Genomic DNA, 20,266 nt, shown 5'->3' with positions numbered 1-20,266 from the left:
AACCCGAATGATGACGCGATTCATTTCCTCGGCAGCTTGCGGACGAAGGCCGAGCGCAGCGCGTGGTAGGGGGCGTTTGGATCGAGGAACGTGCGGCGCATCCGGGCCAGTTCCTCGGCGCGATACGCGGACAGCGGCTTGGCCGCCTCGTCCCGCTCGCGGGCGGACTTCTTCGCCGCGATCCGAGCCTGCGCGCCCGACCCGGCCGCCATCCGGCGCGCGAGGCGGGCCACCTCGGGCCCGAACTCCTCGGGCGTGGCGGGCAGTACGCGATCCACCAAGCCCAGGCGCTGGGCACCGGCGGCGGTCACCGGCAGGGCCTGCCGGGTGAGCCGCTCGGCCACGGCGTCGCCGACCCGGCGCGGCAGCGTGTAGGTCCAGTACTCCGAGCCGTACAGGCCCATCAACCGGTAGTGCGGGTTGAGAATCGAGCCGTGTCGGCACCAGAGTTCGTCGGCCGCCATCGCCAACAGCGCGCCGCCGGCCGCCGCGTTGCCGCCGACGGCGGCGACGACCACGCGGTCGGTGGTGGTCAGGACCGCCTCGACCAGATCGTCCATCGCCTCGATGTTGGCCCAGGACTCGCGACCGGGGTCGGCGGCGGCCTCGATCACACCCAGGTGGATGCCGTTGGAGAAGAAATCCCGGCCGCCGCCCAGGACCAGGACCGAGGTGGGACGGGAGCAGGCCCGGCGGTAGGCGTCGAGCAGCCGCCGGCAGTGGGTGGTGTCCATGGCGCCGCTCGGGAAGGAGAAGCGCAGGAACCCGACCGGACCGTCCTCGCGGTAGCGGATGTCGCTCCAGGTGCGTCGGCCCTCGGGCAGGTGCAGCGGAGCGGGCACTTCGGGGACGCCGCGCAGTCGGTCGCCGAGTGCGAGGCGGGCGGGCAGTTTGACCTGGGCCGGGCCCCGCGCCCGCAGCTCGGGGATCCACACCGCGCCGTCCGTCGTCGCCCGGCACAGCGCGCCGGCGCGGCCGGCCAGCACCTCGCCGGGCGCCCCGCGCAACTCGTCCTCGGCATGGCCGCCGTGCAGGTACCACTCGCCGCCCGCGAACTCGTCCAGCACCCCGGGCCGCGAGTCGGCCGCGCGCAGCTTGCGCAGGACGGTGTCGGTCGGGTCGTTTGCCCAGTCGATGCGGCGCAGGTGTTGGCGGTGCGCCGGCCGAGTGTGGTCGGGGACCCGCCACTGCGGTCCGTGCTGCGGGGTCGGCGCGTACGTCCCCGACGCGAAGCGGGTCACCGCGAGCAGGACGGCTTCGAGCGCGGCGTCGGAGACCTCGTTGCGGTACAGGTCGCTCTTGCCGATCTCGGGCACCGGGCAGTCGGCGCCCGCCCATACGTCGCCGCCGTCCAGTACCTCGTCGGCGCGCAGCACGGTCACGCCCCAGCGTGTGGCGCCCTCGTGGATCGCCCAGTCCAGCGCGGCCGGTCCGCGGTCGCCGGCCGGCCCGGGGTGCACGATCAGGCACGGATGGGCCGACCAGACGTCGCGGGGGATGGCGCTCTTGAGCATCGGGGCCAGGATCAGCTCGGGCGCGTCCCGCCGCACCGCCGCACGCAGCACGTCGTCGTCGTGGCCGCCGACCAGGCACACGTTGACGGTGTGGCCGTGTTCCCCGAGCTCGGCGAACACCCGCTGGGTCAGGCTGTTGAACGCGCTCGCGACGAGCAGGATCCGCATCGACACCTCCCGGCCGCGCGTCCCGAACGCGAGGCACGGGACCCGGTCGGACTCGATCCTGCCCCGCGGGTCGCCCGATTCCGCCGAGACTCACCGACAGGTCACCCGCTCGGCCGAACGGCGCAGGCACGATCGCGGCGTCGCCCGGGCGTCGCCCCCCGACGGAACGTGTGTATGGTGCATGAATCGGGTGCGACGTCGACACCCGCCACGCGAGACGCACCGGAAGGACGTGACATGACCGTTGGGATCGCGACCGACTCCCCGGCCGGCACCCCTCTCGTCGAGGAGACCGCCGGTGTCGCAGTGCCCGCCACGAGCGAATCGCCCGCCGGTACCGCCGTGTTCGACCGGTTCGAACCGTCCGTCACCGACGACGCCGGACCGCCGACCGCGAGCGACGCGCGGGCGATGTCCAGGGTGCTCTTCGATCGCCTGAAGGCGCTGGAGGAGGGCACGCCCGAACGCCAGTACGTGCGCAATACCCTGATCGAACTGAACCTCCCGCTGGTGCGCTTCGTGGCGGCCCGCCATGGCTCGCGCCGGGAGGACATGCAGGAGATCGTCCAGGTCGGCACGATCGGCCTGATCAAGGCGATCGACCGCTTCGACCCGGCGTTCGGGTACGAGTTCCCCACCTTCGCGGTGCCCACCATCTCGGGTGAGATCAAGCGCTTCTTCCGGGACAACACCTGGGCTGTGCACGTCCCGCGCCGACTTCAGGAACTGCGCCTGCAACTGGCCGAGGCCCGGGACGCGTTCACCGCCGAGCACGATCACGAACCCACCGTGGCCGACCTCGCCGCGCGCCTGGACCTGGATGTCGCCCGGGTGACCGAGGGCCTGACCGCGGCGGCCGGCTACACCGCCGACTCGCTGGACGCCCCCGCCGCCGACGACGGGCCCCTCCAAGCGCATGCGGCGCGGGCCTCGTTCGTCGATCCCGGCTTCGCCCGGGTCGAGGAACTGCACGCGCTCAAGCCGCTGATCGCCGCCCTCCCGGAACGGGAGCGGACCATCCTGACGCTGCGCTTCGGCCGGGAACTGACCCAGTCGCAGATCGCCGAACGGCTCGGAATCTCCCAGATGCACGTCTCCCGGCTGCTCGGTCGCACCCTGGCCGGCCTGCGCACCGGCCTGCTCGCCGACTGACCGGCGCGATTCGAGGTCACCGCAGGCAACCCGGCGCACGCCGCCGGGCCCGGCCGGGACGCGAACACGCCGTGCCCGGCCGGGAGTTGGTCAGGCCAGGGTCGATCGCGAGTTCGGGCGGCGCCCGACCGCAGGAGTCGACGGTGGCCGCACGCTGCCGTCCATTCGGACCCTCACCGTCGGCCCCGGAGTTTCACCGGGTCGACCGGCCGCCGGCCGCGGTCGGGTCGCGGACTGTCACGACCGGTACGAAATTGCACCGACCCCGGAACGTGCGACCACTCACGGTGAATCCTTCGCGCCCGACGGTCACATCGATACGTGTCCCGCGTCGCCGGGCCCGGGCCCCCGGACGGACCGACCGACGGGTCGGTCGCCGCGAGTGGGTTCGGAGGCCGCATCGCCCATCCGGCCGGCCGGCCCCCGGCCCTGGCCCGGCGGCCGAAGCCGCGCCGGGCCGCGTGCTCGGATCGCCGCACGCGAGCACGGTTCGCCCCCCGACGTCACCCGCGCGGCCCAGAGGCTCGACCGGGGATTCTCCCTGCTTGGGCGCCCACGGACCCCGGATCGCCCGGGGAGCGGGAGCCCCTGGGAGTGCAGGGTGAGCCGGCAACGGCTTACATGGTGAGGTCGATGGATCTCACGACACGGGAGCGGACATGCACGTGATGAGAGCGGTCCAGGACGCACAGAGCGTGGTGTGGCACGCGATGGAAAGCGAGGACGTCGCGATGTGCGGCGTGACTCTGCCGGCCGGACGGGATGTGGACGGCACCCGTCGACGGGAGACGTTCTGTGTCCCGTGTATGAGCGAGGTCGAGCGGACGATGCACCCGGTCGACAGGTCCGACGACCGTGCGGACGAGGAGACGCCGGTCTGACCCTTGAACCCGCCCGAGGGGCGCCGCGCCGCGGCGCCCCTCGGCATGCGGGCCGAAGGTTCTCGGGCCGGCGGTGTGCCGGGGCGGGCGCCTCGCCGATGGACAAGGTTCCAGGGAGTGCACGATGGTGCGTGCGATTGTGGGGCACGCGACGGCCCCCGTACTCCGTTCGACAGGCCGCGGATCCGCGTTCGTCGCGGGCGCCACGGTCGGTGGCCGGGCGTGATCACGTTCGGGGTCGAGGAGGAGTACCTGCTCCTGGATCCCACCGACGGCCGCCCGATGCCCGTCGCCGAGGCGGTCCGCGCGGCGGCGGACCTGCAGCCGGCGGTGTCCGGCGGCGAGATCCAGTCCGAGTTGTTGCAGGTGCAGGTCGAGGTGGCGACACCGGTGTGCGCGACCCTCGACGAGGTCGGCGGGCACCTGTTGCGGCTGCGCCACTCGGTGGCCGCGGCGGCCGAACAGGAAGGATGCCGAATCGTCGCTTCCGGTACCGCACCCTTCGGCGCCGACGCCCCGATCGCACTCACCGACCAGGTGCGCTACCACGCGCTGTACTCGGACGCCCCCCGCCTGGTCGAGGAGATGTTCATCAACGGGATGCACGTACACGTCGCCGTCCCCGACCGGGACGCGGGCGTGATCGTGGTCAATCGGCTGCGCCCCTGGCTGCCCCTGCTGGTGGCGATGGCCGCGAACTCGCCGATGTGGGAGGGCGGCGACACCGGCTTCGCGAGTTGGCGCACTCTCGTGTACGGCCGCTGGTCGATCAGTGGGGTGCCGCCCGACTTCGTCGACGCGGCCGACTACGACCGTCGGATCGAGGAACTGCTGACCGCCGGCATTTTGCGCGACCGGGCCAGGGTCTACTGGCAGATCCGGCTCTCCGACCGCTATCCCACCGTCGAGATCCGGGCCATGGACGTGCAACTGCGGGTCGAGGACGCGGTGATGCTCGCCGGACTCGTCCGGGCCCTGGTCACCACCGTGCTGCGGGACGCGACGGCCGGTCAGCCCGTGCCCCGACCCGCCCCCGAGTTCGTCGCGGCGGCCGAGTGGCACGCCGCGCGGCACGGCCTGACCGACGTGCTGATCGACCCGCACGCGCCGCGCCGGCTCAAGGCCGGTGAGCTGGTGGGCCGGCTGATGGACTACGTCGCCCCGGTGCTGGCGGACACCGGGGACGCCCGGCAGATCGACGCGCTGGTGCACCGTCTGCTGCGGGAGGGGACGGGGGCCGATCGGCAGCGGGAGACGTTTCGGCGCGGCGGCCGGGACGCGCTGCTGCGCCTGCTGGTGTCCGAGTCGATGTCCACCCACGGGTGATCGCGACAAGCGACGTGTTCCGTGTCGGCGCTGCGGTGGACCCTGCGCGTGGAAAGGGACGGCGCCCGGGCGACGGCGTCGTGCGTACGGCATTCGGGTGATATATCGGGCATTGGCTCTGCTCGGGACCCGCGCGCGGTGGCGGCCGAGGCGGGCGCCGACGGCGTCGCGTGGGGCCGCCGCCCGCGACGGCTGGGAGGTCTTCGCGGTCGACGCCGAGCAGCGGGTGTTCCGTACGCCGGGCCTTTCGGCTGCTGTGTGGCCGGCGGACCCCGGTCCGTGGTGCGGCACGTGAACTCGTCGACGGGCGACGGTGGATGGTGTCGACCGGGGCCGGGGCCCGGTGGGTTCAGGAGCCGTCGTCGAGGGGGCGGAGGAAGCGGCGTTCGTAGCGCTTGATGCAGCCGGTGTCGCGGGCCAGTCGGATGGCCGCCTGGCAGTCGGGGTCGGTGGCGCTGTCGATGCGGTACTGCTCGTACGTGGCGAAGCTCGGGAAGGAGAAGAGCGCGTAGGCGATGTCGCTGTCGCCCTCGCTGGGCAGGAAGTAGCCGTGGTGCGTGCCGCCGAACCGGTTGACCAGACCGACCCAGCGGCGACCGTACTCCTCGAAGTCGGCCAGCTTGTCGGCGTCGATCTCGTACTTCAGATGAATGGTGATCACGCCCACATGATGCAGGGCGGCGGCTCGCGTCGTGAGTACGGCCCGTGGGTCGCCGACCCGGTGCGGGGTCGGCGACCCGGGCGGTGTCACAGGTCGGTGGCGATGATCTTCTCGATGTTGCGTTCGGCGAGGGCGGTGATGGTGACGAACGGGTTGACGCTGGTGTTGCCCGGGATCAGCGCGCCGTCGATCACATACAGGCCGGAATAGCCGTACAGGCGGCCGTAGTTGTCGGTGGCCTTGGTCAATACCGCGCCGCCGAGCGGGTGGTAGGTGAGGTGGTCGCCCCAGATCTTGTAGGCGCCGAAGAGGTCGGTTCGATAGATCGTCCCCTCCTTCGCGTTGATCTTGTCGAAGATGGTCTTGGCCATGTCGATCGACGGCTGCTTCCAGGCGGCCTGCCAGTCCAGCTCGACCTTGCCGGTCGCGGCGTTCCAGGAGAACCGGGCGCGGTTGGGGTTCTTGGTGATCGACAGGTAGAACGAGGCGTAGGTCTCGATGCCGGTGGGCAGCGGGGCGACTTCGGCGAACGCGCCGCCGGCATTCCAGTTGTCGATGCCGCCGGTGGGAATGGACGCCTGGAGGGAACCGGTGGAATCCCACATGTGGTTGGCGCGCCCGCACATCACGTTGCCGTTGTCGCCCCAGCCCTGTCCGATCTCGGCGTTGAGGTTGGGCAGTGCGCCGGTGGCCTTGAGCCGGACCAGCAGTTTGCTGGTGCCGACGCTGCCCGCAGCGAAGAAGACCTTGTCCGCGGTGACCGTCTTGGTCAGCGTGGTGGCGCCGGTGGTGTCGAGTTGATCGATCGTCACGGTGTAACCGCCGCCGGCCGCGGGGGAGACCGAAGTGACCTTGTGCAGCGCGGAGATGGTGACCCGGCCGGTCTCCTTGATCCGGGCGAGGTAGGTCTTCTGGAGCGACTTCTTGCCGTAGTTGTTGCCGTAGAGGATCTCGCCGGCCAGTGCGGACTTGGGGACGGCGCCGGCGGCCTCCTGCTTCATGTAGTCCCAGTCGTACACGGTGGGCACGAAGACGAACGGGAAGCCGGAGCGCTGGGCGTGCTTGCGGCCGACCCGGGCGTATTGGTAGCAGTCGGTGTTCTCGAACCAGGCCGGGTCGATGGTGGCCGCCCCGAGCCCGGCGTTGGCGCGCGGGTAGTAGGTGTTGTACATCTCGTCGACGTTGACCGAGGGAAGGATGGCGCCGAAGTTCTCCCGCTTGGGAGTGACCGCCATGCCGCCGTTGACGAGCGAGCCGCCGCCGACGCCTCGGCCCTGGTAGACGGTGATGCCGGCGAACTCCTCGGCGTCCAGGATGCCGGTGTACTTGGGGATGTCCCGGTCGATCGGGAAGCCGAGGAAGTTGCTCAGCGGCTGCTTCGTCTTGGTGCGGAGCCAGAAGGAACGGGCGTCGGGGGAGGTGGTGTTGGCGAAGATCTTGCCGTCCGGGCCGGGGGTGTCCCAGGACATGCCCATCTCGATCATGTGTACGTCGACACCCGCCTGGGCCAGCCGCAACGCGGCGACGGAGCCGCCGTACCCGGTGCCGATCACCAGGGCCGGCACGTGCGCCCCGGCGGGAATCGAGGCGGCCGAGGGAGCCGCCGCAGGTTGGGCTGCGGAGGCGCGGCCGGCTACGGCCGCGACGCCCAGGATGGAACCTGTTCCAGCTATGAAAGTGCGGCGCGAGAAGCCCTTGGAACCGTTGCTGGGCATAGGGAAATCGCTCATGTGACGTTCCTCACTCTGGGACGGAGTGAGAACAAGTTCTAGGGGGGAATGCGTGACAAGTCACGGCATACTCATGAGTAACTTGCTATTGGGGCAGGGGACTTGCCCGCAGGTCGCGGAGCGTCGATACGCAGTCACGGAGCGACCTCGAAACATTCGCCTCGTTGTCCGGACTCGGGGTCGTACGAGTCGGCTCGGGGCCTGCGTCTACCGGCCGAGGGAATGCGGATCCGGGTGGCGCCGAGCGCGGGGGAGACCCGGTTCGTCCCCCGCGCGGGCGCTGTGCTCACCGGATGTGGCGCGGCTGCCGATGACGGCTGCCGGTTGAATAGGGCTGCCGATCGGTTACGACTGCCGGGAGTTCGGCCGCCACTCCAGCAACTGGCCGGGCCAGTGCGGCTGTCCGGGCCTCTCCACGACGAAGGTCGTGACGGGAGCGAACCCCAGCGCCTGGTATTGCCGGACGAGCGCGCCGTCGCCGCCCGCGTAGGAGTCGACCCGGACCGGATCGACGTCCCGGCGGACCGCCTCGTGGCGCGCGTCCTCGATCAGGGCGGCACCCACCCCCGCTCCGGAGAAGCGGCGATCGGTGACCAGAAGGCGGTATCCGGCCGCGAACGGGCCGACCGGCCGGGAGCAGGAGGTGGCCGCGCGCGATCCGCGGCAACGACACGAAAGAGATCGCCCGCGCACTGGCAGTGCCGCCGTACACCGTCCAGGATCACCCGAAGGGTCTGCGTCGAGGCCTGGGTGAGCAGCCGTCGCGAGTCGATCGCGCGGATCGTGTTCGATGATCGGTCGATGGGGTTGAGCGGATGGGGAACGGGGACGGTGGTGACCCGGTCGCGTCCGCGGCGGAGTTGCTGCTCGGGCATGCCGACGACACGCTCGCGGGCCGGGTGCGTACCCGGCTCGGTCGCGTCGACGCGCTGTTCGGCGTCGATCCGCGGGCACCGGTGGTCCGCGCAGGGGGTGCCCCCGCCGGGCGCGTGCGGTCCGGGCGGCGGGACGAGGCGTCCTTGGCCCGGCTCGCCACGGTCGACTGGGACACCCTCGTGCGGGACCATCGCCGAAAGCCCTTCGCCGACGACGTGTGCGCGGAGTTGGTCGCGCGCGACGACTGCCCGCGTGCGGCCGTACTCGCCCTCGTCGTGGTGCCCTCCTCGGCGACGGCCTGCTCGGCGCTCGAAGCCGCCCTGGCCCGCCGGGTGGTGACACTGCGCCAGGTGGCCCTGGAGGGCACTCCCGGATGGGCGGCCGTCCGCACCCTGGCGTGCTGGGTGCCGGGGTGCGCCGACACGCGCTACGCGCCCGTGGATCGGGTGCTGGACGAGGCGGCCGGTCTGCTGCCCGGCGACGACCCGATCGCCTGGCGGTGGTTGATCGATCGGGCGCCGGGCCATCCGGACACATTCGGTCGATTGTGCATGGACGCCTCGAACGCGTCGTGGGTCGGCGATCCGCCGGCACCGCGCGGATCGGGGTCCGCCGACGGGCGGGGGAGCCGGGTGGGTGCCGGCCCGACCGCGCCCCGGTGGACCGTGCTGACCCCGCTCGGCCTGCTGGGCCGGGTCTCCCCGTCGGTGGCCGCCCGCGTCGTCGCGGCGCTCCCGACCGGCCTGATCCGTGAATTCCTGGCCGCCGGTGAGAAGTTGCCTGCCCGCCTCGTCGGCCCGCTGCTGCGCACGGGCACCGTCCGCGTCGAGGAACTCGCCGGCCGATTGAGCACGGACCCGGCACAGGTGGGGGAGTTCCTGGCGCTGCATCACTCGGGCATCAACGCCGAGTTGCTTGCCTCCGGTGTCGACCGGCGGACCCGCGACGCGATCTGCGCAGAGGCACGATCTCCGGCACGCGTTGCGGTCAGCGGCGCTGGGCGGTCCGGGATGCCCGAACGGGTGAACTTCCCCGCGCACGCGGGCGCGGTCCTAGCGGCGGGGGTAGAACTCAGCCGCAGTGAAAAAGGGTCCAAATTTACATTCGACGCCATCACTCCTTTTTCCAGATCAGTCTGGGGCGAACTCCTAACTAACAATCGATGCTTCTTGCCCCACCACACGAAAGGCTTATCGACATGACTGGACAACACGGCTGGGCATCCTGCTCGAAGTGCCAAGGCCTCCATTTTGCAGGGTTTCATGAATTCAAGGGAGTCTGCCCGGCAGGAGGCCAACACGAGCAGACCGGCAGCTTCGCCTATGAGATCGACTTCGACGTACCAGAAGAGGCCAATGTTCAACACGGCTGGGCATCCTGCTCGAAGTGCCAAGGCCTCCATTTTGCAGGGTTTCATGACTTCAAGGGAGTCTGCCCGGCAGGAGGCCAACACGAGCAGACCGGCAGCTTCGCCTACGCTCTCCGTTTCGATATTCCTCCGCCGCCAGATTCTCAGTCCGAGTGGCGTTCCTGCCCGAAGTGCCAGGGCCTGTTCTTCGGTCATTTCCAAGGAAAGTGCCCGGTTGACGGTGGCCCTCACAGTGCCGAAAACAGCTTCAATTACGTCGTGATCGGTAGCCCTGGCCCCTTTATCACATTGGGGCCAGTCACTCGGCCAGGTGAAGGTCGGTTCATCGAGGTCGCTGGCCGTGGATTCACACCCGCTAAGCCTGTAGAGCTCAATTTCCAGATCAGGGCCGGAGGTTCACCGACCACTACCCAAACAGGTCAACAAACAGTCGCAGCCGATGGAAGTGGGCTGTTCAAAGCTCTGATTAAAGTCAACCTGAGTGGTGACATCAGCAGCGCCGGCGTCAAGGCAGTTGATGTAACCACAAACGCGAGTTCAAGTGCATCGATCGAAGGGCAATAACCCGCGGCGCTGAGGGCTATATACCGCTCAAGTTCGGTGGATCGCTGACGGACTGAGACGAACTGAGCCAAGACCGGATCAAGGAGCAGTCCATGGAGTTCGAGCGACCAAATCTTGTATCGGTCTCCTTCGATGCGGTCATCGGGGCGCGCGTCCTCGCCAATCGCCGCAATTGGCTCCTCGTCGCCCCCATCGCCAATCCGGCGATGGTGACAATGTTCGATCACACACTCGATCCTCGGCCCGGTTCACCGTACCTGCCGTGGTCAGGGGAGTTTGTCGGCAAGTACCTCATCTCTGCGGTTCAGGATCTGCGAATGTCGCGCGACGGGCAGCTCGAGTCCGCTGTCGCAGGTGTCGTACAGGGCTTGACCCGACATCAAGGCGCCGATGGCTACCTGGGGCCGTTCGACGGAGATGACCGGATCTTCGGCGACAACTGGGATGTCTGGGGGCACTACCACTGCGTTCTCGGACTCTATGAATGGTTCCGCTACCGCCGCGATGCCCGCGCCCTCGACGCCTGCCGAAAGGCCGCTGACCACCTGTCCACAAGGCTCAGCGGCCCGGGAATGATCGCGAAACTGCGCCATCCAGCGATGAACCTCGCATTTTCCCACGTCGCTGCGCTTCTGCATCAAGAGACAGGCGAGTCACGGTATTTGAACCTCGCACGCCTGTTTGAGCAGGCGTGGGCGAGCGTCCCGGACGGCGGCGATTACGTGGCGAAGTTCCAGACGCCGGGCAGTCTGTTCGCCGCCCTCGGGCCGACCGCCCGGTGGGAGCGATTGCACAGCCTGCAAGCAGTGGGCGAGCTGTTTCGGATCACCGGTGAGGAGCGGTACCGCCGGGCCTTCATCAACGCCTGGCAGGGCATCCGCGCGTCAGACCGGCACAGCACCGGCGGGTTCTCCGCAATAGAGCGGGCGACAGGCAACCCCTTCGATCCCCGTCCGATCGAGACGTGTGCCACCGTGGCCTGGATGGCGCTGACCGTCGACATGCTCCGCCTGACCGGCTCCTGCGAGCCGGCCGACGAACTGGAATTGTCGACCTGGAACACGTCGCTGGGATCACAGAGCCCCGACGGACGGTGGTGGACCTACAACACCCCCATGGGGGGCATCTCGACCACTGGCATGGATGCGATGGAGCTGCCTCCTCCACTCCATCGGCCGCCCGCTTTCGAGGGCACCCGCAGACCCACGCCCCATGACCTGGGCTTCCAGGACCGGCCCGGTGCCTCGTATCTGAGCTGCTGTTCCACGAATGCTCCCCGAGGGCTGGGCATGCTCTCCGAGTGGGCGGTGATGGCTGCCGCGGACGGCATCGTCGTGAACTTCTACGGTCCCTCGCGCTTCACCCTCCTGACGCCGACGGGCAACCAGGTCACCATCGAACAGCGCACCCGCTACCCCGTGCACGGCAGAGTCGAGCTGGTCGTGACACCGGCCCGGGACGAGGCCTTCGCCGTAAGACTGCGGGTACCGTCCTGGTCGACAACGACCACGGTCGCCGTCAACGGGGCCTCCCGCCCCGGGGTCGTCCCTGGCAGCTACCACACTGTCCAGCGGACCTGGCGCTCGAGCGACACGATCGTGTTGGAGTTGGACCTGCGCTCCAGGGCCTTGATCGGCGCGGACCCACCACCTGGTTGCGACCCACACAGCGGCAAGGGAGCCAAGGGGCGCCTCGCACTGTACCGGGGACCGATCCTGCTCGCCTACGACGAACGCCACGACCGCTTCGACGCCCAGCACCTCCCGCCGATGGCCGCCACCTCACAGATCACCCTCGACCAGTCCGTCCCTGCGCCGGAGGACAGGCGCATGGTGCGCGTGAGCGCCCGGACCGACACCGGCGAAGTCAAACTGGGCGACTTCGCGAGCGCCGGGATGCCGGGCACGGTTGCCGGCGGCCCAGACGTCGAGGGCCGGGTGTTCCAGTTCGGCCGAAACGACGGTTCGGTCATCGCGCAACGGATCCGGCTACTCGCCGATGGCACCATTCAGGGACACGCGCACCCCAACGAGGCGCGCTGGCGCCGGGAGAACGGCGCACTGGCCTTCTTCACTAGTGACGGGCGAGCCTCGACCCGCTTCGTGTGGGACACCTGGGAGAACGGGCGCATCGTGCTTCGGGGCCGCTTCGAGTTCGATGAGCGCGTCGTCCACGAACTCCGCGAAGTCGACCTGGGCGTGGAAGGGAAGTGGTTCCAGTTCGCCCGAACGGACGGGTCGATCATCACCAGCCTCCTGCGACTCCGTGCCGGGGGCTCCGTCGAAGGCCATTCACATCCCAACGAGCGCTCGTGGGCGCAGGAGGATGGCACGCTCGTCTTTCGTGACGGCGACGGCCGCGTGACGACGCGTTTCACCAAAACCAATTCACAGTTCGGTCGAGTCGACCATTCGGGGCCGTTCCTCTCCGACGCTGGTGTCACACATCAGCTACGCCAACTCGACCGCGGTGTCACCGGCAAGGTCTGGCAGTTCCACCGACCGCATGTCTTTCCCATCAGCATCCTGCTGCACGTCGACGGCAGCATCGAATCCGACCACCCGAACGAGACCTTCTGGATCACGGAAGGGGACCACCTCGTGTTCCTCGATCCCCTGCGAAGGCCTACGACGAGATTCGCCCTCGGGAAGAACCCGGATGGGCGCATGACCTGGAAGGGTGAGTTCCTGCCCGACCCGGCCATCACACATCTGCTGGTGGAGTGGAACATCGATCTGACCTGGGGTGAGGACAGCCGATACATCTCCTGGTTGCCAGGCGAGAATTGACCACAAGTTCAACGCCGCACCACTCGTACTGCGACCTGTCCCAGCGCGTCAACGGCGGTCCCCACCGTGTCACGACGCCGTGACACCACGATCGGGGCGCTGTTTCATAGGAATCGCACGCCTGCCCGATGTCCACCTGCGCCGCCCCGGCGGGCTCGCCATGCCGAACTGGCAAGGGCAAGGTGGCCATCCAGTACCACACCGCCCGCTTCCGCCTCGTGCCCCAACCGCAAGGGCCCTGAACGTACCGACCCCCGCCGTGCGCAAGCCCGGCTCGGTCTGGACCGAGCTGCCCCGGCCCGCGGGTGCCGGCACCGAACTGGTCGGTCACCTACGCCTCGGGTACGCCCGCGCGTCCACGGTCCGCCAGTCCCTGGACTCCCAGCTCCACTCGCTGACTGAGGCGGGGGTAACCCGGATCTTCTCCGAGAAGATCTCCACCCGCGCCACCCGTCGGCCCGAGCTGGACAAGGCCGTCAAGCTCGCCGGCGAACTGCGCGCCTCCGGCGTCCGAGTCACCCTCGTCGTCCACGAACACAAGCGACTCGGCCGCGGCATCGAAGTGGCGACGCCGGCCGAAGAGCTGAAGGCCGGCGATGTCGGCCTGGAGTTCCTGACCGGGGAACTGAAGGGCTCGCACGACCCATCGGGCGTGGTGTTCACCGTGCTGGCCGCGCTGTCCGGTATGGAACGCGAGTACATCCGCGACCGCACCCTGGAAGGCCACGAGTCTGCCCGCAAGCGAGGCAAGACCATCGGCGGGGCCGGCGTCGCCGACGACGCCATGCTTTCCATGGCTCTCCGCCTACGAGGGCAGGAGATGAGCCTGCGTGACATCGCTGCCCGGCTCGTCATCACGACGGGCAAGAAGAAGGGCCGGCACCCGTCGCCCGCCACCGTCATGCGCATGCTGCGCGAACACGACGAGCGCACAACCGCGATGGAACCCGCGCGCTGACCTGCGGCTTAGCCCGTAGCGTTGTTTTTTCGGCGAGTACTACCGGGACCCCTACAACGTGTCGTCCCAGCCGCCGAACGTGGCCCTCATCGCCGCCCGGTAGCCGGCCAACCGGTGCCTGGACGGGCGGTAGAACCACTCGCCGCCCGCCACGGTGACGGTGCCGGACTGCGGCGGCTCGACGCGCCGGCGGGGACGTTGGTCTTCGGCCGCGGCGAGTCGCCGGTGTGCGCGGTGAACCCGGGCGCGGAGCCGGTGCGGTTGCCGGAGTACGGCACGGTGTCGCCGGCCAGTGCGGAACTGCCGGGAGGCGGTGTGCTGCCCGCGGACACGGCGGTCCGGTACGCGGTGGACGGCGGCTGAGACCCCGGGCGGCACCGAGTACATCTTCGCCGAAAGCGCCTGGCCCGACCGCCGCCGGGACGCCGGGCGCGATCCGGCTTCGGACCGGGGTTCTCGGGCGGTCGGCTACGGGCGCGCCATGATGGGCCGGGGCCTGCGGGCCGTGTGTCGCGTCGCTGGCGTGGGGCCGGGGTCTGCCCGCGATGAGTTTTCGGGTAAAGCCCGGGTCTACCCCACGAGGGCAGGGATCCGCCGTCGACGTCGCCGGTGGCCCGCCTCGGGGTCGACGAAGGAGTCATGGCTCATGTCCGAATGGACCGTCCTGCGGGAGAACATCGTCTTCGGCGAGTCGGTGCGGTGGCATCGGGATCGGGTGTGGTTCTGCGACTGGGGTGCCCGGGAGATCGTCGCGGTCGGGCCCGACGGCGTCGGTGAGGTCGTGGTGGGGGTGCCGTTTCCGTCGATGGCGATGTGCATCGACTGGTTGCCGGACGGGCGCCTGCTGATCGTCTCGTCCACCGAGGCGCGGGTGGTGAGCCTCGAAGCGGACGGTTCGTTGGCCGGTCACGCGGATCTGCGCGCCCTGGGGACCGGCTTCAACGAGATCGTGGTGCACCGGCGCGGCCACGTGTACGTCAACGCGATCGGGTTCGACATGGCGGCGGGCGAGCCGTTCCGGCCCGGGTTCGTCGCGCTGATCGGCGCGGACGGCTCGGCCCGCCGGGTGGCCGAGGACATCGTCTTCCCCAACGGCATGGCGGTGACGTCGGACGGCGCGACGCTGATCGTCGCCGAGTCGTACGGCCACCGGCTCACCGCCTTCGACATCGCGCCCGACGGCGGGTTGTCGCGGCGTCGGGTGTGGGCGGACCTCGGCGACGGGGTCCCGGACGGGATCTGCCTCGATGCCGAGGGCGCCGTCTGGTACGCGGACGTGCCCAACAAGCGTTGTGTGCGCGTTCGGGAGGGCGGCGAGGTGCTGCGCACGGTCGAGTTCGATCGGGGCTGCTTCTCGTGCGCGCTGGGCGGCGCCGACGGCCGGACGTTGTTCGTCGTCGCCACCGAATGGCGCGGCATGGACGACCCGACAGGCGGCCCGCGTACCGGTCGACTCGTCGCGGTCCCGGTGTCGGTGCCGGCAGCCGGCGGATGAGCGCCGGCGAGTCCGCACGGGTGCTGCGGACGCGACCCTCGGTTCCCGGTCGGGTACGCCCCTGCGGGTTGCTGTGATGACCTAGAGTTACCCAATGATTTTCATCGTGGTGAAGTTTCCGGTGAAGCCCGAGCACGCCGAGAAATGGCCCGAGCACGTTGCGGCGTTCACCGAGGCGACCCGGGGTGAACCGGGCAACCTGTGGTTCGAGTGGTCGCGCAGCATCGAGGACCCGAACACCTATGTGCTGGTCGAGGCGTTCCGGGACGACGCGGCGGCGGCGCACGTGAACTCCGACCACTTCAAGGCGGCTCTGGAGCGGTTCCGTCCGCTGGTCCGGCACACGCCGGAGATCGTGAGCACGGTGATCCCGGACGCGAACGGGTGGAGTGCGATGGGTGAGTTGCAGATCGACTGACCGGGCCGGGCGGGATCGAAACCGGACACCGGGCCGGGCGGTCGACGCTCGCCGGAGCGAGGCTCGACCGCCGGCCCGGTGGCCGCGCGGTGGCGACGGCGCGTGCACTGTCTAGTGCAGGACCTTCAGGCCGACCACGCTGCCGACGATGCCGGCCAGCAACAGCACCTTGACGACGGAGAATGCCTCGCCGTCGAAGATCATCGCGTAGGTGACGGTCAATACGGCGCCGATGCCCACCCACACCGCGTAGCCGGTGCCGATCGGCAGGGTGCGCAGGGCGTACGCCAAACCCGCCATGCTCGCGGCCAGGCCGACCCCGAATACGACGGTCGGCACGAGCTTGGTGAAGCCGGCGGATTTGCCGAGTGCCGTTGCCCAGACGGCTTCCAGGACACCGGAGATGAGCAGGACGATCCAAGCCATGACAGGCACGCTCCCTGACACCGTCTTGTCTGAACCGGGTACGGCGTGCCTCGTCCGGGAGCCTGTTCGGGCTCCGTGAACCACTCTCGCACGCCCGTACCGGCGCACAAAATCTGTGCTTCGTCCACCTTCCGGGCGGCCGACTCCGGTGGCGCGCGTCACCATATGCGCCGGTCGGCGGTCCGCGAGGAGGGCTTCCAGCGCGGTCGCCATCGCACTCCGGCCTCGCGGCGACACGGACGAGAGCGGACACGCTCGGTGGCCGCTCGGTGCCGACGCGGGGGCGTCGGCGGTTACCGGGACGTCGTGGTGAGCAAGGATTCGGCGACCGAGGTGCGGGCGTACAGGACTGTGCGGCCGGCGCGGTGGGCGGTGACCAGGCCCGCGTCGCGCAGGGCGGTCAGTTGTTGGGACACCCCGGCCGGGGAGAGACCGGTCCGGTGGGCCAGCTCGGTGGTCGACGCAGGGGTGTGCAGTTCGGTCAGCAGCAGCGTTCGCGAACGGCCCAGGACGGCGGCCAGGGCCGCGCTCCCGGTGATCGGGCGCGGGGTCCACAACGCGCCGATGCCCCGGGCCGGGTAGGCCAGTTGCGGCGGCTCGGGAGGGGTCACCCGGGTGAACGGGTCCGGCCCGGTGAACACCGACGGGATCAGCAGCAGGCCCACGCCCGCCGTCCGCCGGGACAGCGCCCGCTCCCGGCGGGCCAGCCGCAACGCGTCGTCGTGCCAACTGACCGACGGATGAAGCTCGTTGAGGACCCTACCCGCGCCGTGCTCGGCGACCTGCCGGGCCCGGTGGAAGACATCGGCGTCGAGCACCGCCCGGATCCGCGCCCAGTACGGAGCGAGCGCCAGCTCCCAATATGCCTCGATCTCCTCCGCGACCCGGGCCAACCGAGCGCGCGGGTCGGCGTACAGCGCCTCGGACCTGGGGCCCAGCCGGCCCCGCTCGTGCCGCAGTCGGTCCAGATCGCGACGCACCGCGGCGACCGGAGCGGCCACTATTTCGGCCAGCTCCGCCGCCAGGGTGGGAGCCGGCCCCGGGGGCGTCGGGTTGAGGAAGTCGGGAACATAGCCCGACGGCGGGATCAGTTCGGCGAGTCGGCCTCGGTCCAGCCCGGCGGCCACGATCCGGGGGCGGACCTGCTCGATCCAGGGCCGGTGCACCGGATGGGCGGCGCCGGAACCGAGCAGCCGAAGGCTCGGGCCGACCTCCCACATCGGCGAGACGGCGAACCGCGTCCGGGCCAGATCCTCCGCCGAGAAAGCCAGCTCCGCCGACACCGCCACCCCTGAGGATTCGCATATACCTTAATCAATGGCCATCAGCGTACTCCGTCGCAATCATGCGGACATGACTTCACAGACGATCACCGCAGCGGCATCGGGCACCTGGACGCTCGGCGACCTGACGATCAACCGGATCGGATTCGGCGCGATGCGCCTGACCCAGGACGGCGAGGCACTCGCCGCCGACGCGGTGCCCAGCGATCGGGACCGGGCGATCGGTGTGCTGCGCCGCGCGGTCGACCTCGGGGTGAACCACATCGACACCGCCGCCTTCTACTTCTCTCCGCTGCGTTCCGCCAACGAACTGATCAATCGGGCGCTCGCGCCCTACCCGGACGACCTGGTGATCACTACCAAGGTCGGACCGAGCCGGGACCCGGCGGGCCACTGGGCACCGCACGCGCTCACGCCGACGCAACTGCGCGGCCAGGTCGAGGAGAACCTGCGCCAGCTCGGCCGCGACCACCTCGACGTGGTGAACCTGCGGGTCCTGGGCACCGACTCGATCGCCGAGCGCTTCGGCGCGTTGGCCGAACTGCGCGAAGCCGGCCTGATCCGACACCTGGGCGTCTCCAACATCCACCCGGACCAACTCGCCGAGGCGCGGGCCATCGCGCCGGTGGTCTGCGTGCAGAACCAGTACGGCATCGGGATCCGGGCCGATCAGGACGAGTTCGTGCGATCCTGCGGCGAACAGGGCGTCGCGTTCGTGCCGTTCTACGCGATCGCCGGGACCGGTCGCCAGGTGGGAGCCGTCGGCGCCGACGCGCCGGAGGTCCTCGAAGTGGCGCGCGCCCACGGCGCGAGCGCGGCGCAGGTGCGGGTGGCCTGGACCCTGCACCAGGGGCCGCATGTGTTGGCCATCCCCGGCACCGGCAATCCGGACCACCTGGTCGCCAACGTGGCCGCAGGCGCGCTGCGCCTGACCGTGGCCGACCTCACCCTCCTGGGCGACCTGCACCGGCGCGGCGTGGGCGTGTAGCCGACGGGTCGAGGCGGGTGTGCCGACTCGCGCCCACCGAGGCGACGGCGCAGTCCGAGGCGGAACCGGAACCGGAGCCGGAAACACAAGCGGGACCGGAAGCGGCAAGCGAGGCCGGGGGTGACGGCGTCGGTGGTCCTCGCTACCGTCGTCGGCATGAACCCGGACCCCGCCAAGCACGTCGACCCGTTGCCCGGACGGATCGGCCACGTGGCCGGCATCGAGTCGCTCGTTCTCGATGGACACCGCTACTTCTTCGGCTTCGACGGCCGGAGCGACATGGTCGTCTCGCCGTTGATCGACGACCCGGACACGATGGCGGCGTTCGCGAGCGAGCACATCCTGCAGACCCACGGACGGCACGAACCGGACTATTGGGCGGACCTGGTCGCCTGGGCGGTGCGTGATTCGGACCTGGTGGCGGAGAACGCGGACCGGGAGTTCGACACGGCCCGACTGCGTGCGGAACTACCGACACCCGGATGCCATTTGCTCTACCTGCTCGACGCGGTCGCCGGATGGGACGAGTCGTTGTCGAAGCCGGCCGAGGTGGAACGGGCCTACACGCGACTGGGGTTCGACGAGGACGACCAGGTCGAGGCCCTGGACCACGGCCTGGCGGCCGTCCGGGCCCACGGCGTGCCGGCGCGGCCGGACGAGTGGACGGTGGTCCGGTTCCATCTCGCCTCCTCGGTGCGGCGCGTGCCCGGCAACTGGAAGTTGCTGTTCGACCCGGTGGGGGAATGCGTCGCCGCCCACGGGTGAGCGGCGAATCCGGGTCGGAACGCGGCGGCGTCATCGAGGGGTGGGCCGAGCGCAGCGACGCGACGGTGTTGCGCGCCGCCTTTCCCCATCGGGGTGGAACGCCCGGCCGTGCGGATCGAGGAGGATCAACCTGAGCAGGTTGCGCTCGGCACCGGAACTCGGCGACCGGGTCGCGGTCGCCGCTGCGCAGCGGCTTCGACGCGTGGCGCGGGTCGAGTCTCGACACGGATTTCCCGGCGGAACCGGCGGACCCGCGCGGCCGACCGGCCCCGGGGCGGGCCGGCGCTACTCGCGCCGGTCGTGCGGGTCCGGCAGTCCGAGCAGCGGCAATCGGCACAGCGGAGGCGGCTCGCCCGGCAGGCCGAGTTCGTACCAGTGCGCCCGCAACGTGTAGCGGAGCAGTCGGCGCGCGCGGGTGGCCAGGAACACGGCGAGCGGCAGTTCGCACAGCGCGGCGGAGGCGATGCTCAACCACAGGTCGGGCGTGCCCCACGCGAGCATCACGTCGAACCACGCGTCGCAGACCAGCAGGGTCGCGGTGATCAGGGCGGCGGGGATCAGTGCCTGGCGGCGTCGCCACCCGAAGTACGCGGTGCAGGTCAGTGCGACGAGCAAACCCACGTCGAAGCCCGCCCACGCGTCCCGCCAACGGCGTGCCTCGTAGTGCATCGGCAGGCTGACGAGCAGGTAGCCGGTCCAGGGTATGAGGATCAGGCAGCAGGCGGACATCAGCGCGAGAGCGTTGCGCCGCGCCGACCCGGTTGCGTGCATCTCGCGGCGCAACGCCTGTCCGCGTTCGTCGGCTTCGGGGCTCATGGCGGCTCAGCGTACGCGCCGGCCTCGGCCGGGAGTCGGGCCCGGTGGCCGCAGGCCGGGGGTGCCCGGGGCCCGTTCGACCGGGCC

19 protein-coding genes and 1 riboswitch are annotated in these 20,266 nt (G+C 70.1%); of the genes, 12 read left to right on the top strand and 7 right to left on the bottom strand.

The window, feature by feature from the left end:
- Window positions 1-20: 20 nt before the first annotated feature.
- Window positions 21-1,682, bottom strand: coding sequence for a hydrogenase maturation protein (locus tag ABZS54_RS34675; protein WP_355545412.1), 1,662 nt, complete (start codon window positions 1,680-1,682; stop codon window positions 21-23).
- A 237-nt stretch (window positions 1,683-1,919) separates the two neighbouring features.
- Between ABZS54_RS34675 and ABZS54_RS34670 the strand changes: the two genes are divergently transcribed.
- The 3 genes from ABZS54_RS34670 to ABZS54_RS34660 all read left to right on the top strand — a co-directional run bounded on the left by ABZS54_RS34670 (window position 1,920) and on the right by ABZS54_RS34660 (window position 5,041).
- On the top strand, window positions 1,920-2,834 hold the full coding sequence (locus ABZS54_RS34670) for a SigB/SigF/SigG family RNA polymerase sigma factor (RefSeq protein ID WP_355545409.1): 915 nt from the start codon (window positions 1,920-1,922) through the stop codon (window positions 2,832-2,834).
- A gap of 659 nt (window positions 2,835-3,493) precedes the next feature.
- Window positions 3,494-3,715: a hypothetical protein gene (locus ABZS54_RS34665; protein WP_355545406.1), complete on the top strand. Its 222-nt coding sequence runs from the start codon at window positions 3,494-3,496 to the stop codon at window positions 3,713-3,715.
- Window positions 3,716-3,937: 222 nt separating this feature from the next.
- Window positions 3,938-5,041, top strand: a complete 1,104-nt coding sequence (locus ABZS54_RS34660; protein ID WP_355545404.1) for a glutamate--cysteine ligase — start codon at window positions 3,938-3,940, stop codon at window positions 5,039-5,041.
- A 349-nt stretch (window positions 5,042-5,390) separates the two neighbouring features.
- On the opposite strand, the gene ABZS54_RS34655 is transcribed toward ABZS54_RS34660, so the two are convergent.
- The 3 genes from ABZS54_RS34655 to ABZS54_RS34645 form a co-directional block, all read right to left on the bottom strand.
- On the bottom strand, window positions 5,391-5,702 hold the full coding sequence (locus tag ABZS54_RS34655; RefSeq protein WP_355545402.1) for an NIPSNAP family protein: 312 nt from the start codon (window positions 5,700-5,702) through the stop codon (window positions 5,391-5,393).
- Window positions 5,703-5,788: 86 nt separating this feature from the next.
- On the bottom strand, window positions 5,789-7,432 hold the full coding sequence (locus tag ABZS54_RS34650; RefSeq protein ID WP_355545399.1) for a GMC oxidoreductase: 1,644 nt from the start codon (window positions 7,430-7,432) through the stop codon (window positions 5,789-5,791).
- 345 nt (window positions 7,433-7,777) lie between these two features.
- Complete coding sequence (locus ABZS54_RS34645; protein ID WP_355545396.1) at window positions 7,778-7,996, bottom strand: hypothetical protein; 219 nt, start codon at window positions 7,994-7,996, stop codon at window positions 7,778-7,780.
- A 251-nt stretch (window positions 7,997-8,247) separates the two neighbouring features.
- Here ABZS54_RS34645 and ABZS54_RS34640 point away from each other — a divergent pair, with 251 nt between their 5' ends.
- The 7 genes from ABZS54_RS34640 (at window position 8,248) to ABZS54_RS34610 (ending at window position 15,901) form a co-directional block, all read left to right on the top strand.
- A complete protein-coding gene (locus ABZS54_RS34640) occupies window positions 8,248-9,510 on the top strand; it encodes a hypothetical protein (RefSeq protein ID WP_355545393.1) in 1,263 nt (420 codons plus the stop codon).
- Entirely contained in the window at window positions 9,507-10,241 is a 735-nt protein-coding gene (locus ABZS54_RS34635) for a hypothetical protein (protein WP_355545390.1), read from the top strand. Before ABZS54_RS34640 ends, ABZS54_RS34635 begins: the two co-directional genes overlap by 4 nt.
- A gap of 92 nt (window positions 10,242-10,333) precedes the next feature.
- Window positions 10,334-13,030 carry a beta-L-arabinofuranosidase domain-containing protein gene (locus tag ABZS54_RS34630; protein ID WP_355545387.1) on the top strand — a complete coding sequence of 899 codons (2,697 nt, stop codon included), beginning with the start codon at window positions 10,334-10,336 and terminating at the stop codon, window positions 13,028-13,030.
- A gap of 259 nt (window positions 13,031-13,289) precedes the next feature.
- Window positions 13,290-13,988 (top strand): recombinase family protein, encoded by a 699-nt coding sequence (locus ABZS54_RS34625; RefSeq protein ID WP_355545384.1) that lies wholly within the window; start codon window positions 13,290-13,292, stop codon window positions 13,986-13,988.
- Window positions 13,989-14,102: 114 nt separating this feature from the next.
- Window positions 14,103-14,351, top strand: coding sequence for a hypothetical protein (locus ABZS54_RS34620; protein WP_355545381.1), 249 nt, complete (start codon window positions 14,103-14,105; stop codon window positions 14,349-14,351).
- Window positions 14,352-14,634: 283 nt separating this feature from the next.
- Window positions 14,635-15,483 carry an SMP-30/gluconolactonase/LRE family protein gene (locus ABZS54_RS34615; protein ID WP_355545378.1) on the top strand — a complete coding sequence of 283 codons (849 nt, stop codon included), beginning with the start codon at window positions 14,635-14,637 and terminating at the stop codon, window positions 15,481-15,483.
- A 94-nt stretch (window positions 15,484-15,577) separates the two neighbouring features.
- Window positions 15,578-15,901 carry a putative quinol monooxygenase gene (locus ABZS54_RS34610; protein ID WP_355545375.1) on the top strand — a complete coding sequence of 108 codons (324 nt, stop codon included), beginning with the start codon at window positions 15,578-15,580 and terminating at the stop codon, window positions 15,899-15,901.
- A gap of 111 nt (window positions 15,902-16,012) precedes the next feature.
- On the opposite strand, the gene ABZS54_RS34605 is transcribed toward ABZS54_RS34610, so the two are convergent.
- Together ABZS54_RS34605 and ABZS54_RS34600 are read right to left on the bottom strand one after the other, a co-directional pair.
- Entirely contained in the window at window positions 16,013-16,327 is a 315-nt protein-coding gene (locus ABZS54_RS34605) for a multidrug efflux SMR transporter (RefSeq protein WP_355545372.1), read from the bottom strand.
- Between the two features lie 14 nt (window positions 16,328-16,341).
- A riboswitch (guanidine-III (ykkC-III) riboswitch) is annotated at window positions 16,342-16,404 on the bottom strand.
- 216 nt (window positions 16,405-16,620) lie between these two features.
- Complete coding sequence (locus ABZS54_RS34600) at window positions 16,621-17,610, bottom strand: DUF5937 family protein (RefSeq protein ID WP_355545369.1); 990 nt, start codon at window positions 17,608-17,610, stop codon at window positions 16,621-16,623.
- Between the two features lie 70 nt (window positions 17,611-17,680).
- Here ABZS54_RS34600 and ABZS54_RS34595 point away from each other — a divergent pair, with 70 nt between their 5' ends.
- Both ABZS54_RS34595 and ABZS54_RS34590 read left to right on the top strand, forming a co-directional pair.
- Window positions 17,681-18,598: an aldo/keto reductase gene (locus tag ABZS54_RS34595; RefSeq protein ID WP_355545366.1), complete on the top strand. Its 918-nt coding sequence runs from the start codon at window positions 17,681-17,683 to the stop codon at window positions 18,596-18,598.
- A gap of 156 nt (window positions 18,599-18,754) precedes the next feature.
- Window positions 18,755-19,363, top strand: coding sequence for a hypothetical protein (locus ABZS54_RS34590; protein ID WP_355545363.1), 609 nt, complete (start codon window positions 18,755-18,757; stop codon window positions 19,361-19,363).
- A gap of 285 nt (window positions 19,364-19,648) precedes the next feature.
- On the opposite strand, the gene ABZS54_RS34585 is transcribed toward ABZS54_RS34590, so the two are convergent.
- A complete protein-coding gene (locus tag ABZS54_RS34585; protein ID WP_355545360.1) occupies window positions 19,649-20,179 on the bottom strand; it encodes a hypothetical protein in 531 nt (176 codons plus the stop codon).
- Window positions 20,180-20,266 lie beyond the last annotated feature (87 nt).

The sequence above is a fragment of the Embleya sp. NPDC005575 genome (assembly GCF_040605455.1).
GTDB lineage: Bacteria > Actinomycetota > Actinomycetes > Streptomycetales > Streptomycetaceae > Embleya.
The sequence above is the reverse complement of the archived record's forward strand: the minus strand, read 5'-3'. Positions and strand labels throughout refer to the sequence as shown.

Excerpts from the sequence above, each read along its gene's own strand:
- ABZS54_RS34675 (WP_355545412.1), bottom strand. The coding sequence starts at position 1,682 with ATGCGGATCCTGCTCGTCGCGAGCGCGTTCAACAGCCTGACCCAGCGG.
- ABZS54_RS34670 (WP_355545409.1), top strand. The coding sequence starts at position 1,920 with ATGACCGTTGGGATCGCGACCGACTCCCCGGCCGGCACCCCTCTCGTC.
- ABZS54_RS34665 (WP_355545406.1), top strand. The coding sequence starts at position 3,494 with ATGCACGTGATGAGAGCGGTCCAGGACGCACAGAGCGTGGTGTGGCAC.
- ABZS54_RS34650 (WP_355545399.1), bottom strand. The coding sequence starts at position 7,432 with ATGAGCGATTTCCCTATGCCCAGCAACGGTTCCAAGGGCTTCTCGCGC.
- ABZS54_RS34640 (WP_355545393.1), top strand. The coding sequence starts at position 8,248 with ATGGGGAACGGGGACGGTGGTGACCCGGTCGCGTCCGCGGCGGAGTTG.
- ABZS54_RS34635 (WP_355545390.1), top strand. The coding sequence starts at position 9,507 with ATGACTGGACAACACGGCTGGGCATCCTGCTCGAAGTGCCAAGGCCTC.
- ABZS54_RS34630 (WP_355545387.1), top strand. The coding sequence starts at position 10,334 with ATGGAGTTCGAGCGACCAAATCTTGTATCGGTCTCCTTCGATGCGGTC.
- ABZS54_RS34615 (WP_355545378.1), top strand. The coding sequence starts at position 14,635 with ATGTCCGAATGGACCGTCCTGCGGGAGAACATCGTCTTCGGCGAGTCG.
- ABZS54_RS34610 (WP_355545375.1), top strand. The coding sequence starts at position 15,578 with ATGATTTTCATCGTGGTGAAGTTTCCGGTGAAGCCCGAGCACGCCGAG.
- ABZS54_RS34605 (WP_355545372.1), bottom strand. The coding sequence starts at position 16,327 with ATGGCTTGGATCGTCCTGCTCATCTCCGGTGTCCTGGAAGCCGTCTGG.
- ABZS54_RS34595 (WP_355545366.1), top strand. The coding sequence starts at position 17,681 with ATGACTTCACAGACGATCACCGCAGCGGCATCGGGCACCTGGACGCTC.
- ABZS54_RS34590 (WP_355545363.1), top strand. The coding sequence starts at position 18,755 with ATGAACCCGGACCCCGCCAAGCACGTCGACCCGTTGCCCGGACGGATC.
- ABZS54_RS34585 (WP_355545360.1), bottom strand. The coding sequence starts at position 20,179 with ATGAGCCCCGAAGCCGACGAACGCGGACAGGCGTTGCGCCGCGAGATG.